The 14,886-nt window shown below is 67.0% G+C and carries 6 protein-coding genes and 1 pseudogene; 2 read left to right on the top strand and 5 right to left on the bottom strand.

The genetic code is table 11. The features are described from left to right. Positions 1 to 98: 98 nt before the first annotated feature. From AB0I89_RS07710 to glgX, 5 genes and pseudogenes are all read right to left on the bottom strand, one after another. Positions 99 to 1,502: pseudogene (locus AB0I89_RS07710) on the bottom strand (sugar transferase); the annotation flags it as partial. Positions 1,503 to 1,738: 236 nt separating this feature from the next. After that, positions 1,739 to 5,044 carry an NB-ARC domain-containing protein gene (locus tag AB0I89_RS07705; protein ID WP_357122196.1) on the bottom strand — a complete coding sequence of 1,102 codons (3,306 nt, stop codon included), beginning with the start codon at positions 5,042 to 5,044 and terminating at the stop codon, positions 1,739 to 1,741. A gap of 774 nt (positions 5,045 to 5,818) precedes the next feature. After that, positions 5,819 to 7,543, bottom strand: coding sequence for a malto-oligosyltrehalose trehalohydrolase (gene treZ / locus AB0I89_RS07700; RefSeq protein ID WP_357121856.1), 1,725 nt, complete (start codon positions 7,541 to 7,543; stop codon positions 5,819 to 5,821). Then, positions 7,540 to 9,846: a malto-oligosyltrehalose synthase gene (treY, locus tag AB0I89_RS07695; RefSeq protein ID WP_357121853.1), complete on the bottom strand. Its 2,307-nt coding sequence runs from the start codon at positions 9,844 to 9,846 to the stop codon at positions 7,540 to 7,542. Before treY ends, treZ begins: the two co-directional genes overlap by 4 nt. Before the next feature lies 1 nt (position 9,847). Beyond that, positions 9,848 to 11,965, bottom strand: a complete 2,118-nt coding sequence (gene glgX, locus AB0I89_RS07690) for a glycogen debranching protein GlgX (RefSeq protein WP_357121850.1) — start codon at positions 11,963 to 11,965, stop codon at positions 9,848 to 9,850. Positions 11,966 to 12,277: 312 nt separating this feature from the next. Between glgX and AB0I89_RS07685 the strand changes: the two genes are divergently transcribed. Beyond that, on the top strand, positions 12,278 to 13,723 hold the full coding sequence (locus AB0I89_RS07685) for a glycosyltransferase family 4 protein (protein WP_357121847.1): 1,446 nt from the start codon (positions 12,278 to 12,280) through the stop codon (positions 13,721 to 13,723). 151 nt (positions 13,724 to 13,874) lie between these two features. Further along, complete coding sequence (locus AB0I89_RS07680) at positions 13,875 to 14,519, top strand: maleylpyruvate isomerase N-terminal domain-containing protein (protein WP_357121843.1); 645 nt, start codon at positions 13,875 to 13,877, stop codon at positions 14,517 to 14,519. Positions 14,520 to 14,886: the final 367 nt, after the last annotated feature.

The following is a 14,886-nucleotide window of genomic DNA, read 5'->3' as shown; positions in this document are numbered from 1 at the left end:
AACGGCGTCGATCTTCGGGAAGGCTTGGAACGTTCGGAGGCATCAGCTATGGCAGGAGATAGCTTTCGTTAATACGTCCGCAAAACGTTCTCGTGAACCTAATATGCGCCTCGGCTGTCCAGGATCGCGCCGGCGGTCTTCCAGAGGATGGTAAGGTCGGCGGCGAGCGACCAGTTCTCCACGTAGTAGAGATCGAGTCGGATGCCGTCCTCCCAGCTCAGGTCGGAGCGGCCGCTGACCTGCCACAGCCCGGTCATGCCGGGCTTGATCAGCAGCAGGCGGGCGACGTCGCCGTCGTATCGGGCGACCTCCGAGGGCAGTGGTGGACGCGGCCCGACCAGGCTCATCTGGCCCAGCAGCACGTTGACCAGCTGCGGCAGCTCATCGAGCGACCACTTGCGCAGCAGCCGGCCGACGCGGGTGAGCCGGGGGTCGTCACGCATCTTGAACATCAGGCCGTCGGTCTCGTTGCGGGCCGCCAGCTCGGCGAGCAGCGCGTCGGCGTTGACCACCATCGTCCGGAACTTGAAGACGCCGAACTCCTGCCCGCCCCGGCCGACGCGAACCTGCCGGAACAGCACCGGACCCCGGCTGTCCAGCTTGATGGCCAACGCGATGAACGCGATAAGCGGCAGCAGCAGTGCCAGCGCCAGCGACGACACCGACCTGTCGACGAGCCCCTTGACCAACTTAGGGATTCCCCGAAATTCAGGTGCCTCCGCGTGCATCAAAGGCATACCAGCTACCGGCCGCACGTCAATGAGTGGACCTGCAACATCAGTGAGGGCGGGAGCAAGCATAAGTTCGATGCCAGAGCCTTCCAACTGCCAGCCAAGGCGCCGTAGGCGGGTCGCCGTCAACTCCCCCGAGGCCGTAACCGCAACCGTGTCAGCGCCCACCGCCACAGCAGCGTCGGGAATTCCCCGAAAGGAGCCAACCACAGGGACACGACCCACGACTTGAGCGACCGGAGCAAGGAGTGCGTCCGGTAAGCACGCCCCCACTACCTGGTAGCCCGCCCGCCTGTCCTGATGAAGTGTCTGAACTAGGGCCAGCACATGTCCCGTGTCTCCGACGACAAGCACCCTGCGAGACCAGCCTTTGCCCCGACTCCGGGCTCGATACAGTCTCTTGCGAGCGGCAAACCGACTAGCGCATACAGCCAACGTGCCCATAGCGAAGGCGACAGCGAGAAATCCACGAGATACTCGAAAATCGATAACGAATGCTGCAGCCGCCACCGATACGGCGAGACGCAGACTTGCATTCATAATGCGTCGATACTCGTCCGCGCCGTATCCGAGCACCTCATCGTCATACGACCCCTGCAACTTGAGTGAGATCAACCAAGTCGCCAGCAGCGCAGGTACGACGATGGCGTACGGCACGTCCGCCGGGGTACTCGGGCTCCCCTCGAAGCAGAGGACGTAAGCGCCAAGCACAGCAAGACCGAGTAGGCCCGTGTCGAGCACAACGAGGGCACGCACGTAGGCGCGCCGCGCCTGCCCCACTTCCTCAAGCAGCGAAGGATTCTCAGCTTCCCGCCTTGGGGAATCCGCGCCGGTGGGATCTACGGCGTACGTCCTTGGCACTTCCTCGACGTTAAATGGCTGCATGATCGCGGTCCCATCTACGGGCTTCCTCAACCTGAACACGAGGGCCACATCCTCGACGGCTATACCAGCCCACATCCCGAAACTGGACAGTCGTTCGCGCCTGGGATCTTGCTGTACGCCGGTTAGTTGGTTCCATCAGATGAACCTCCGGAAGTCGCCAGGCGAGCAGTCCCAGGCGAGAATGAGAAGAGGTAAGTCCCGCTTTGCCCGACAGCACACACACCTGCGCTTCCCGACACCCAACTGGTGGACATCAAAACACCGTCCACACGCATTGACGCTACCAAACACCGATCACGCATGCTCCATATACGCAACGTCTTATCCTCTCCCGTTGATGCCAACCATAGGCCGTCAGGCGATACGTCGCACGCGGTCACGCTCCCCGTGTGGCCTTCCAGAGAGTCGAATATCATCAAGTCAACCGAACGCCACATCCGAATCGCACCATCGATACCGCCTGTTAGCAATGTCCTTCCATCAGGAGAGAAGGCACAGCACCGGTTGGCAGCCCCGTCAGCAGGAAGCCTCGCTTCAAGTCGACGACTTGATACACTCCAAACAAGTGTTTGCATATCATCTCCAACCGAGACAAGCCAGCGGCCGTCGGGGGACGCAGCGCACCGATTCACTCGATCCAAGTGTCCTTCAAGGATGGACACACATTTCCCTGACCTCGCATGCCAGATCCGAATAGTCTGGTCATCGCCACCCGTGGCAATCCATGAGCCGTCGGGGGAGACTGCAGCGCAGTGAATCTGGTCAGTATGGCCGGTAAGAATTCTAACTTCTTTTTCTTGGCGAGGATCCCATATCCGAGCGGTGCCATCCAAACTCGTTGTTACAACCCACCGTCGCCGAGGTGCGACGGAACAAGCAGTAACCTTATCCTCGTGGCCTCGAAACACCTGCCGCAATTCCTCAGAAACCGGATCCCATAACCTGACCGTATGATCCCAGCTCGATGTGACAAGGGTTGCGCCGCCCGACAATGCGCAGCAGGAAGTGACGACATCGGTGTGCCGCTGAATCTTGGCTTCATCCGTCTGTTCGTGGGGGTTCCAGATCCTCGCAGTATTATCCCAGCTACAGGTGACCAGCCACTCACTATTAGGCGCGGCAGCGCAGCTACTCACCGGTTCCGTGTGGCCGGTAAGCAATAGACGGAGAACGCCGGAAGCGGGATCCCAGATTCGGGTTGTGCGGTCCGAGCCCACCGTCGCCAGCCAGCTTCCATCTCCGGAAACGGTACAGTCGTTAACGGGCCCAGTATGCCCTATAAAGACGCCTCGTCTTCGGCCGGACTCGGCATCCCACCGACCTACGACACCGTCGTCGCCTGTTGTATATACCGATCGCCCATCGGGCGAGACGGAGCAGGAGTTAATGGCTCCTTCGTGCGCTCGAACCGAAAATACCTGCGAACCAATCCGGACGTCCCACAGAATTAGCAAACCATCTATGCCACCCGTCACCAAGAACTTGCCGTTGGGCATGAAGGCGCAGGCGCTGATTCGATCTATGTGATCAGAGAGGCGCCGCCCCCCAAGGTTTGCTAACTGCCTTCCCGTATTCGCATCCCAGATACGGAGAGCCCTATCCTGCCCAGACGTCGCTATTAACCCCCCGTCGGGAGAAATTGCACAGCTGAGAACCGGCGCTTGATGCCCGGCCAAGACTTTCCGCAGGCCGCCCTCAGCACCCCAGATGCGCGTGGTCCCATCGATGCTTCCGGTCACGAGCCAATACCCGCTGGGAGCGATTGCGCATGCACTGATTGCGGATGCATGACCAATCAGACGAGCTCGTTGCTCGCCTGTAATGGAATCCCATATGTAGCCAATGCCATCCAGCCCGGCCGCCAAGAGCCACGAGCCATCAGGAGCTACTGCGCAACTGGTTAGAGCCCGCTTTGCACCAGTCAAGACGCGTTCAAGAGCGGGCTGACGATCTGGCATTCTCCAGCGATTGCGAAGTCCTGGGAGGGCCGCTGGACGATTTCCCGCATAGGCTTCGACGATCTCCCTCAAATCAGGCTCGTCACGAAGCCGAGACGCTAAAACGTCTCCTCGCGAGTAGTCAGGCTCTATAGGGTCGAGCAAATGGGAGTTCCGTGCAATTGCGCGCTTAAGTGCTTTGGCAAGCGGCTCGTCACTCCGCTGCAAGTCGGTCTCAATTGACGCCACACCATGACACCTTATCCGTGCCTCTACCCATCGCAGATCGCAGACAAGCGTCACTAATTCATCGAACTTGTGGGCCTCGGCCAGGTGGTAGGTTATCGAATTCCAAAAGAAGACCTCGCTCTCAGCCATCAGCCACCATGCGGGCACTGTCGAGTTAATGTCGCCGTTAAGCGGCACTACAGCGTCCTGAACGCGCTTGAGATATTTCTTGTTACCTTGAATGAGCGCATCCTCGCCGAGGCTGTGACGCAAATATGCCCGCAGCACGTCGTGGATCTTGACCACCCGGCGGGCTCTGTCATAGGTACCGATTAGCGATAGCTCGAAAAGCTGAACACAGATCTGATCTGTACGTGCCTCGCTGACGCCCGAGTCGGACCAGAGCAGGGCGACCGCGTCTAGCGACACCTCGGTTGCCTCTGGAAAGATTGCAAGCTCGAAGTAGCGCTGGCTGTCGAATTCTGGAAGTATTTCCAGGCTTGCACGTATCGCTCGCTCTACCGCTCGGTCACGGCGGGTTTCGATTGATGTATCGAGAGTCGTCGGACCATCTACCTGAAGACGTTGCGCCAGCTTTAGAGCTGCTTCGTCAATGTTGACATTGTCCCGACTTGCTTGCCTTAAGGCACCGTTCACCAGTGAGAGCAATAACGGCCACCGGCCGGTCAATTCGAGAAGTTTATCTACATGATGCGGCGCCTCGCCGGGCAGTCGAGACCAGATGACCTCCCGAGCCTCCGTGGTGGTCATCTCAACGACCCTAACGATAGACGCATCGTAAGGAAGAACGCCAGCCATTCGGGTTGTTACTAGACGGACCGCTTCCCTCCCTCCGGCAAGGAAGGGACGAAGCTGGTCCACTGTCCAAACATCGTCGATCACGAGAAGAGTCGGCGGGCGCGAGTCGAGTAGCTGACCTAAGTGATAGCCAGCTTGTTCAGGGTCGGCAAAGGCGGGCCGCCGTCCTGCCAACTGTTCACTAAGGTCGTTTAGCGCGCCTGCCAGTTCCGGCCCGCTTCTCGCCTCCCCGATTGTGACCCAGAGGAGGCCACCTGGGAAGTGGACGCGCCATATTTCTCCCTGACAAACCTGAGACGCTAGAACGGTCTTTCCAAATCCACCCGCTCCCACTAGCGCCGTAACGGATCCTTGCGGATTAGAGGCGCTTGGAACAAGTAGCCGCTCAAGCTCTTGAGCCAAACCCAAACGGGAAATTGCTGGGCTGTCAATCCGGGGTTGCATCCACGGAACAGATTGATCTGCGCGCTGCTCCTGCCGAGTGCTGATCGCCGCGCGGAGGATACTGCCGTTGCCATCAAAAATTGCTTCATGGGCCGTTGAGGCATCTAGGATTGCCCAACCGATGCCTGTCAAAATTACCCCAGCCGTAATCCACCATCTCCACCTACCGACGTCGAAGCCGCTCGTAGCTAGATTTGTTAGAGCGCTAACGACAACGCTTACTAGCACAATCGTGGCCGGTCGCCAATTGGCTCTGATCATCGGGCGCACCGATCGCCCACTGCTCCTGCCGAGGATCGAGCAAAGGTAGCGATGTTCCGACGTCCGTTCCAAGGAGGACCAAGGGCGACCACGACCGAACTTCGGGTTGGATCCGTCATAAACCGGGCATTCCGTACAGGTAGGCGTTGGCGCAGGACTCAGACCCCCGGCGGCCGTTTCCAGGAAAGTCCGGAAGCGTTGCTGCCGATCCCTTGACGGACCCTGCTTTAAGGTCGAGCCTGGCCATCCAGCGCACCACCCTTTAGCCTCCCGCACCTTGCTCCTCTTGGGACGTGCTTAATGGCTGTCCCAATCGATCAAGGAATACTTACAGCAGCAGGCGGTTGAGAACACCCTACAACTGGTTGATGGAGTGTCGGCAATAGGACCGGTGGCATCAGGACCGGTGGCATCAGGACGAATGAAGGCCTGGTGTAAAACCTTCCTGTTCCACCCGCCCTGATGACCGTGCTCCTGCACCGGCCAGGGCCCCGCGAGCAAGTAACGCAGACCTCACAGCGCCACGATCGCCGCTGTCTCCGCTGGCAGCTCGATCCGGTCCCGCATAACGGTGACGCCCTCCCCCGTAGCCAGCAGCACCCGCCGAGCCACCCCAGGCAGCGACACCCCCTGCCCCCGCCCAGCGAAGTTGGCGACCACCAACGTGTCCCCCCGCCGCATCAGCAGGAACTGATCGCCGTGCTGCACAGAAACCGCGTGCATCCGAGGATCCGACAGGTCCGCCACCGACCGCCGCAACGCGATCAACCGCTGGTAGAACGCCAGCATCGAAGCATGCTCGGGCTTGTCCAGCTCGGCCCAGTCCAACCGGGACCGTACGAACGTCTCCGGGTCCTGCGGATCGGGCACGTCCCCCTCAGGCCACCCGTGCGAAGCGAACTCCCGCCGCCGCCCGGTCCGCACCGCCGAGGCCAACTCCGGCTCCGGGTGCGACGTGAAGAACTGCCACGGCGTAGACGCGGCCCACTCCTCCCCCATGAACAGCATCGGCGTGAACGGCGCCGTCAACAGCAGCATCGCCCCGACCCGCACGAGCGCAGACGACAGGGAGGCCGAGATCCGGTCCCCGGTGGCCCGGTTGCCGATCTGGTCGTGGTTCTGCAAGTAGGCGACCAGCCGATGACCAGGAACGCGCGAATCCAGGGGCCGCCCGTGGTGCCGGTTACGGAAGCTCGACCAGGTGCCCGCGTGGAAGAACCCACCGGTGAGAACGTCTGACAGGGTCTCCAGGGAGCCGAAGTCGCCGTAGTAGCCCTGCCGCTCCCCCGTCAGCAGCGTGTGTAGGGCGTGGTGGGCGTCGTCGTTCCACTGGGCGTGCAGCCCGAACCCGCCCGCCTCCCGGGGCGTGATGAGCCGCGGGTCGTTCAGGTCGGACTCGGCGATCAGCGACAGCGGCCGGCCCAGGTGCGTCGACAACGACTCGACCTCGACGGCAAGCTCTTCGAGCAACGGCACCGCCCGGGTGTCCGGCAGCGCGTGCACGGCGTCGAGCCGCAGCCCGTCGACGTGGTAGTCGCGCAGCCACATGAGCACGCTGTCGATGATGTAGCGGCGTACCTCGTCCGAGTGCGGGCCGTCCAGGTTGATCGAGCGGCCCCAACTGTTGCTCTGCTCGGCCAGGTAGGGGCCGAACCTCGGCGCGTAGGCCCCGGAGGGCCCGAAATGGTTGTAGACGACGTCGAGGATCACCCCCAGCCCGCGCGAGTGGGCGGCGTCGACGAACCGTTTCAGGCCGTCCGGGCCGCCGTAGGGCTCGTGTGGGGCGTACCAGCAGACGCCGTCGTACCCCCAGTTGTGTTCGCCGTTGAAGGCGTTGACCGGGAGCAGTTCGACCAGGTCGACGCCGAGGTCGACCAGGTGGTCGAGGCGATCGATGGCCGCGTCGAAGGTGCCCTCCGGGGTGAAGGTGCCGATGTGCAGCTCGTAGAGGACGCTGCCGGGCAGTTGGCGACCCGTCCAGGAGGAATCACTCCACTGGAACGCGAGATGGTCGTAGCGGCGGCTCGGCCCGTGCACACCCGCAGGTTGCCACGGCGAGCGGGGGTCGGGCAGCGCGGTCTCGTCGTCGTTCAGCAGAAAGGAGTAGTCGAGGCCGGCGTCCGGCACCTCGACGGTCCACCAGCCGTCGGCGGCGGCGCGCATGTCGTGGTCGGTGTCGCCGGCCAGGCGTAGGCGTACCCGGCTGGCGTCCGGTGCCCAGACGGAGAATGTGGTCATGACGAGGCCTCCTCGGCAGCGGTGGGAGGAGCCAGCAGAGCAACGGGGTAGTCCGCGAGGAGATTGTCCAACGGGACCTCCCCGCCACTGTAGACCCGGCCGGTGAACAGGTCCTTCACCTCGTGAACAGGAAGCGACAGGGCTGTGTCACACCAGCCACCGGCCCGTGCCAGGCCGAGCGGCAGGCGGGTCGCCACGGCGATCACGCCACCCCGGTCGAACGCCACCACGTGCCGGCCCACCGGGCCGTGCGCCGGCACCGGCCGGTAGGTGGTGAACAGCTCCGGGTGCGCCCGCCGCAGGCGCAGCGTCCGCGACACGACGAGCAGCTTCGCCGCTCCGTCGGTGTCGACCGGGGGACGCCAGCCGCCGTCGAGCCGTGCCAGCATCTCCCGGCGTACGTCGAAGTCGACCGGCCGCCGATTGTCCGGGTCGACCAGGGAGTTGTCCCACAGCTCGGTGCCCTGGTAGGTGTCCGGGACGCCGGGCATGGTGAGCTGGATCAGCTTCTGCCCGAGGGAGTTGCACCAGCCGGCCGGGGCGATCGCGGCGGCGAGTTCGGTCAGCTCGTCGTGCAGCGCCGGGTCGTCGTACATGCGGTCGATGACCGCGTGCATGGCCTGCTCGAAGCCCGCGTCGGGGTCCGCCCAACTGGTCGAGGCCGCGGCCTCCCGGGCGGCCTTCTCGGCGTACGCGTGCAGCCGCTCCCGCTCGATCGGCCACGCGCCGACGGCCGTCTGCCAGAGCAGGTGGGCGAACGCCGGGTCGGGCAGCGGCGCGTACTCCATCCAGGTCTTGACCTGCTCCGCCCAGCGACCCGGAAGCTCGCTGAGCACGGCGAGGCGGGCGCGCACGTCCTCGCCGCGCTTCGTGTCGTGGGTGGAGAGGGTGGTCATGCTGGCGGGCCAGCGGACCTGCTGCGCGGCGGCGTAGCGGTGGAACTCGGCCGGCGGCACCCCGAAGTGGGCGGGGCTGCCGCCGACCTCGTTGAGCGCCACGAAGCGGGTCCACCGGTAGAAGGCGGTGTCCTCCACGCCCTTGGCCATCACCGCGCCGGTGAGCTGCGGGAAGCGCTTCGCCAGCTCGTCGTCGGGGTCGCGCAGCCGGCGGGTGATCGCGTCCAGGGCGCCGGTCAGGTCGGGTCGGCGGCGGCCGGCTTCGGAGCGGGCGGCGGCGAGGTGCCGGGCGCCCTGCGGCGGATAGCCCCGGTAGACCGGGAACACCGCGGCCAACTCGGCGAGCGCCGCGCGGGCCTGCTCGGTCGGCACCTCGGGCGCGAGCGCGGCGAGCCGGGTCAGCTCGGCGGCGAGCAGGTTGGTGGCGGCAGCCAGCTTCGTCGAGTGGGTCAGGTCCTCCCACGAGGTGCGCTGCCCGGTCAGCCGGGTGTCCAGCACGGTGAAGTCGCCCTCGGCGTCGGTGTCGACGAAGAGGCCGTTCACGGCGGCGAGCGCGTCGTACCCGGTGGTGCCGTCCACCGGCCAGTCCGGCAGCTCCTCGCCGTACTCCAGGATCTTCTCCACCACGAGCCAGGCGTCCGGGGCGGCCTCGCGCAGCCGCGCGAGGTAGCCGGCCGGGTCGCGCAGGCCGTCCGGGTGGTCGACGCGGATGCCGTCGACCTCGCCGTCGGCCGCCCAGCGCAGGATCAGCTCATGCACGGCCGCGAACACCGCCGGGTCCTCCACCCGCAGGCCCGCGAGGCCCGCGATGGCGAAGAACCGGCGGTACGTCAGCTCGGCGTCCCCGCGCCGCCAGGAGACCAACTCGTAGCGCTGCCGGTCGTGCACCTCCCGGGCGCTGCCGTCGCCCGTGCCGTCGGCGATCGGGAAGCGGTGCTCGTGGTAGCGCAGCTCCCCGTCGACGACCTTGAGGTCGTCCAGGGCGGCCGGGTCGTCGGCCAGGACCGGCAGCAGCAGCCGGCCCCGGTCCCAGTCGATGTCGAACCAGTCGGCGTACGACGAGTCGCGCCCCCGGCGCAGCACGTCCCACCAGGCCGGGTTGGCCGGCGGTACGGCGACCCCGGCGTGATTCGGCACGATGTCGACGACCAGGCCGAGCCGCTTGTCGCGCAGGGCGCGCACCAGCCGCTGCCGGGCGGCCTCCCCGCCCAGCTCCGGGTTGACGCTCCGGTGGTCGACGACGTCGTAGCCGTGCTGCGAGCCGGGCGTGGCGGCCAGCAGCGGGGCGGTGTAGAGGTGGCTGACGCCGAGGTCGTCCAGGTAGTCGACGATCGCGGCGGTGGCGTCCAGGTCGAACCCGGGGCGGACCTGGACGCGGTAGGTGGCCTTGGGAGGGGTGGCCGGCATGTCAGATCATCCTCTCCAACACGACGAGGGACCGGTCCGGCACCCGGATGGTGCCGCCCGCGCTGATCACCGTGGCGTCGCCCGGCTCCGGTTCGGCCGTGCTGATGACCCGTTCCCACTTCTGCCCGTACTCGCTGCCGGGCATGGTGAAGTCCAGCGGCGCGTCGTGGGCGTTGAAGCACAGCAGGAACGAGGCGTCGTGGTGCTTCTGGCCGTACTGGCCGCGCTCGCGGATGCCCTCGCCGTTGACGAACAGCGCCACCGAGCGGCCGAAGTCGTTGCCCCAGTCGTCGCCGGTCATCTCCCGCCCGTCCGGGGTGTGCCACGCCAGGTCGGGCAGCGGCTCGTCGGTGCCACGCCCGCCCACCGGCAGGCCGGTGAAGAACCGGCGGCGGCGGAACACCTGGTGGCGCTTGCGGAAGTCGGTGAGCGTGCGGACGAAGTCCAGCAACTGCTCGTCGGCGTTGTCCCAGTCGACCCAGGCCAGCTCGCTGTCCTGGCAGTACACGTTGTTGTTGCCGTGCTGGGTGCGGCCCAACTCGTCGCCGTGGCCGATCATCGGCACACCCTGCGACAGCAGGATCGTGGCCAGGAAGTTGCGCCGCTGCTTGGCCCGCAGCGCGAGCACCGCCCCGTCGTCGGTGTCGCCCTCCACGCCGCAGTTCCACGACCGGTTGTGGCTCTCGCCGTCCCGGTTCTCCTCGCCGTTGGCCTCGTTGTGCTTGTCGTTGTACGACACCAGGTCGGTGAGGGTGAACCCGTCGTGCACGGTCACGAAGTTGATGCTGTGGAAGGGCCGCCGCCCGTCGTCCTGGTAGAGGTCGGCCGAGCCGGAGATCCGGGACGCGAACTCGGCCAGGGTCGCCGGCTCGCCGCGCCAGAAGTCCCGCACGGTGTCGCGGTACTTGCCGTTCCACTCCGTCCACAGCGGCGGGAAGTTGCCCACCTGGTAGCCGCCGGGGCCGACGTCCCACGGCTCGGCGATCAACTTCACCTGGCTGACCACCGGGTCCTGCTGCACCACCTCGAAGAACGTCGACAGGCGGTCCACCTCGTAGAACTCGCGCGCCAGGGTGGCCGCCAGGTCGAAGCGGAACCCGTCGACGTGCATCTCGGTCACCCAGTACCGCAACGAATCCATGATCAGTTGCAGCGAGTGCGGGCTGCGCACGTTCAGGCTGTTACCGGTGCCCGTGTAGTCGACGAAGTACCGGCGGTCCTCCTCGCTGAGCCGGTAGTAGCTCGGCGCGTCCACGCCCTTGAAGCTCAACGTCGGCCCGAGGTGGTTGCCCTCGGCGGTGTGGTTGTAGACCACGTCGAGGATGACCTCGATGCCCGCCGCGTGCAGCGCCTTGACCATGCCCCGGAACTCCTGCACCTGCTGCCCCAGGCGGCCCAGCGCCGAGTAGCCGTGGTGCGGGGCGAAGAAACCGATCGTGTTGTAACCCCAGTAGTTGCGCAGACCCAGGTCGTGCAGCCGGTGGTCGTGCACGAACTGGTGCACCGGCATCAGCTCGATCGCCGTCACCCCGAGCCGGGTCAGATACTCGATCATCGGCGGGGAGGCGATCCCCGCGTACGTGCCGCGCAGCTCCTCGGGGATGTCCGGGTGCCGCATGGTCAGCCCGCGCACGTGCGCCTCGTAGATCACCGAGTGGTGGTACGGCGTGCGCGGCGGCTTGTCGTTGCCCCAGTCGAAGTACGGGTTCACCACCACCGACTTCGGCATGAACGGCGCCGAGTCGGTCTCGTTCATCGTCTCCGGGTCGCCCAGCTCGTAGTCGTACACCGCCGGGTCCCACGTGACGTCACCGTCGATGGCCTTGGCGTACGGGTCGAGCAGCAGCTTGTGCGGGTTGCAGCGCAGCCCGTTCGCCGGCTCGTACGGCCCGTACACCCGGTAGCCGTAGCGCTGCCCCGGCTCGATGCCCGGCAGGTACGCGTGCCAGACGTACGCGTCGACCTCCCGCAACTCCACGCGGCGCTCCGCGCCGGTGTCCCACTCGTCGAACAGGCACAGCTCGATCCGCTCGGCCACCTCGGAGAAGATGGCGAAGTTGGTGCCCATCCCGTCGTAGGTGGCGCCCAGGGGATACCGCTCGCCCGGCCAGACCTGCATGTCGCTCCCTCAAGCCATGGTGATGTGCGCGCCGGCTCAGCGGCCCGCGCGCAAGCGGGTAGTGCCCCCGCCCCGGGCGCGCCAATCCATCCTTTCAGGCGGTGACCGGAATCCACCTGTCTGATGCGCGCTACACCCTCAGGTGTCTTCCGTCACCATGGCCGATTTCGAGGTGCGAACCGGCGTCCGATGGCCTTTGCTTGTCGGGGGACACGCACCCGCGTGCGCCCGTCGGCCCTCGGCCACCCTTTTTCCACCCTCTCCGCCGCCACTGACGCCGGCGCGCCCCTCCATGCCTGGACGGAGACAGATGTGACGACCCTGCGGGTCGATGAGCAGCTCGCTGCCACCAAGGACCGGACCCACCGACCCACCGTGACCTCCCGGCCCCAGCCTTCGACCTCGCCCGGTCCGTCCGCGCAGTCCGGCTCCGCCGTGCCGGCGCAGCGCGGGCCCGGTGTACCGCCGCAGACCCGTCGCATCCTCATGCTGTCGTGGGAGTACCCGCCGGTGCTCGTCGGCGGCCTCGGCCGCCACGTCCACGCCCTGTCCGTGGCCCTGGCCGCCGCCGGGCACGAGGTCACCGTCGTCACCCGCCACACCGAGGGCGCACCCCTGGAGGAGTACGCCGACGGCGTGCGCATCCTGCGCGCCCCCGAAGACCCGGTGACGTTCCCCCTGGCCACCGGCTCCTTGCTCGCCTGGACCATGGCGTTCAACCACACCCTCACCCGCACGGCCCTGCGCGCCACCCAGGCCGGCGCGTACGACGTCATCCACGCCCACGACTGGCTCGTCGCGCACACCGCGATGACGTTGCGCGACCACCTGGACATCCCGCTGGTCAGCACCATCCACGCCACCGAGGCGGGCCGGCACCAGGGCTGGCTGCCCGAGGAGATGAACCGCACCATCCACGGCGTCGAGCAGTGGCTCAGCGGCGAGTCCAACCGGGTCATCGTCTGCTCCGGCTACATGCGCGACGAGGTCAACGCCCTGTTCGGCGTACCGGCCAGCCGGGTCGACGTGGTCGCCAACGGCGTCGAGTCGTACCGCTGGAAGGTGCCGGCACGCGACGTGGCGGCGGCGCGCGCCCGGTTCGCCGGCGACGGCCCGCTGGTCACCTTCGCCGGCCGCCTGGTGTACGAGAAGGGCGTCCAGCACCTGGTCGCCGCCCTCCCCCGGCTGCGCGAGCGGCACCCCGGGCTGCGCGCCGTGATCGCCGGCGACGGCCCGTACCGCGCCGAGCTGGAGGCCGAGGTGCACCGCCGTGGCCTCGGCGGCATGGTCAGCATGCCCGGCTTCCTCGGCGGCACCGACCTGCCGGCGCTGATGGCCGCGTCCGACTGCTTCGCCGTGCCGAGCATCTACGAGCCGTTCGGCATGGTGGCCCTCGAAGGGGCCGCCGCCGGTGCGCCCCTGGCCGTCGCCGCCACCGGTGGCCTCGCCGAGATCGTCGAGTCGGGAGCGACCGGCATGACGTTCCGCCCGCACGACCCGGACAGCCTCGCCGACGCCGTCGACGCGCTGCTGTCCGACCGCGAGCGCGCCCGCGCCATGGCCCGCCGAGCCCGTCGGATGGTCACCGAGCAGTACGGCTGGACCGCCATCGCCCAGCGCACCGCCGCCAGCTACGGCGCCGCCATCGCCAACGACGCCGCGTTCACGACCGAGCGCGCCGAACAGCGCATGTCGCAGGGCCGGGCGCTTCCGGCGCTGCCCGACGGCAACCTGCTGGCCGCCGCCGGCCTCCGCTGAGACCCCGCTCGGGTGATCGACCCGGGTTTCGTGAAGTCGGGGTGTCCGACGTCCTGGGAAACCCCGACTTCCGGCAAGGCGAGTCGATCGCCGGGCGGCGGTCGGGCGTCGCCGCCCGGCGGCGGGCAGCCGGGGCTGCCAGACTGTGCGGATGTCTCATCCTGTCGACTCCCTGGATTCGGCCTTCCCGGTCGCCGCTTCGATCGCGCTGGACCTGATCCGGCACCCCGAGGTGGCCGCGCGGTGGTCGCGCCCGAGCGCCCTGCCGCACCTGTCCGTGGGTGGTCTGGCGTGCCACCTCGGACGGCAGGCGATCCGTGCGGCGGAATTGCTGCCGACCCCCGCCGAGCTGCCCACGCTCGACTCGGCCGACGACCACTACGAACGGGCCTCCTGGGTCACTGAGGGCACGCCGGACCAGGACGCGGTCGCCGAGGGCCCGGACGAGGCTGACGCGGTCCGTGGACCGGACGACCTGCACGCCCGCTCCACCGAGGCGCTCGCGCAGGTCGGTGACCTGCTGGCTCGGGGAGCCGCCGTCGACGTGGTGCCGATCCCGTGGCAGGGCTGGTCCCTGCGCCGCGCCGACTTCCTGCTCACCCGCCAGTTGGAGATCGTCGTGCACTCGGACGACCTGGCGGTCAGCGTCGGCGTGCCCACGCCGGTCTTCCCGCCGGAGGTCTTCGACCCCGTACGCGACCTGCTGGTCCGGCTGGCCGCCCGCCGGCACGGTCAGTCCGCGCTGATCGGCGCGCTCAGCCGCAGCGAACGAGCCCGCGACATCGCCGCCTTCTGAGCCCGGCCGTGCACCTCCGGTCTCGACCCCAGGTCTCTGGTGCGTCCCCTGTCGAGCTGCCCCAGAAATGGGGCGGCTGCCCTGCCCCACTGCGGGCGGCTGCCTGCCCCGCTGCGGGCGGCTGCCTGCCGCGAGCCCGAAGCCCCGGGTGACTGTGACCGGCAGGTCCACGGACCTGGACGCCGCCTTGATCGACACGTGGCGCGACCGACCGTCGAGGTCGCTCAACAAGGGGCGGTGCGGACGGGTCCGGGCAGCGGTGCGCCGTCCGCCGGGCCGACGCTCGCGAACCGGCCCGCCGGCACGACCGGGATCGGGTGGGGGGGGGTGAACCCGCCACTCCGCGCCCCATATCCGGGGCAGCTCG

Source organism: Micromonospora sp. NPDC049801 (genome assembly GCF_040656575.1).
Taxonomy (GTDB): Bacteria; Actinomycetota; Actinomycetes; order Mycobacteriales; family Micromonosporaceae; genus Micromonospora.
Note: the sequence above shows the minus strand (reverse complement) of the source record. Positions and strands in the feature narration are given on the sequence as shown.

Bases quoted from the DNA above. Each gene is read 5' to 3' on its own strand.
- AB0I89_RS07705 (WP_357122196.1), bottom strand. From the start codon at position 5,044: ATGCAACCCCGGATTGACAGCCCAGCAATTTCCCGTTTGGGTTTGGCT.
- AB0I89_RS07680 (WP_357121843.1), top strand. From the start codon at position 13,875: ATGTCTCATCCTGTCGACTCCCTGGATTCGGCCTTCCCGGTCGCCGCT.
- treZ (WP_357121856.1), bottom strand. From the start codon at position 7,543: ATGACCACATTCTCCGTCTGGGCACCGGACGCCAGCCGGGTACGCCTA.
- glgX (WP_357121850.1), bottom strand. From the start codon at position 11,965: ATGCAGGTCTGGCCGGGCGAGCGGTATCCCCTGGGCGCCACCTACGAC.
- treY (WP_357121853.1), bottom strand. From the start codon at position 9,846: ATGCCGGCCACCCCTCCCAAGGCCACCTACCGCGTCCAGGTCCGCCCC.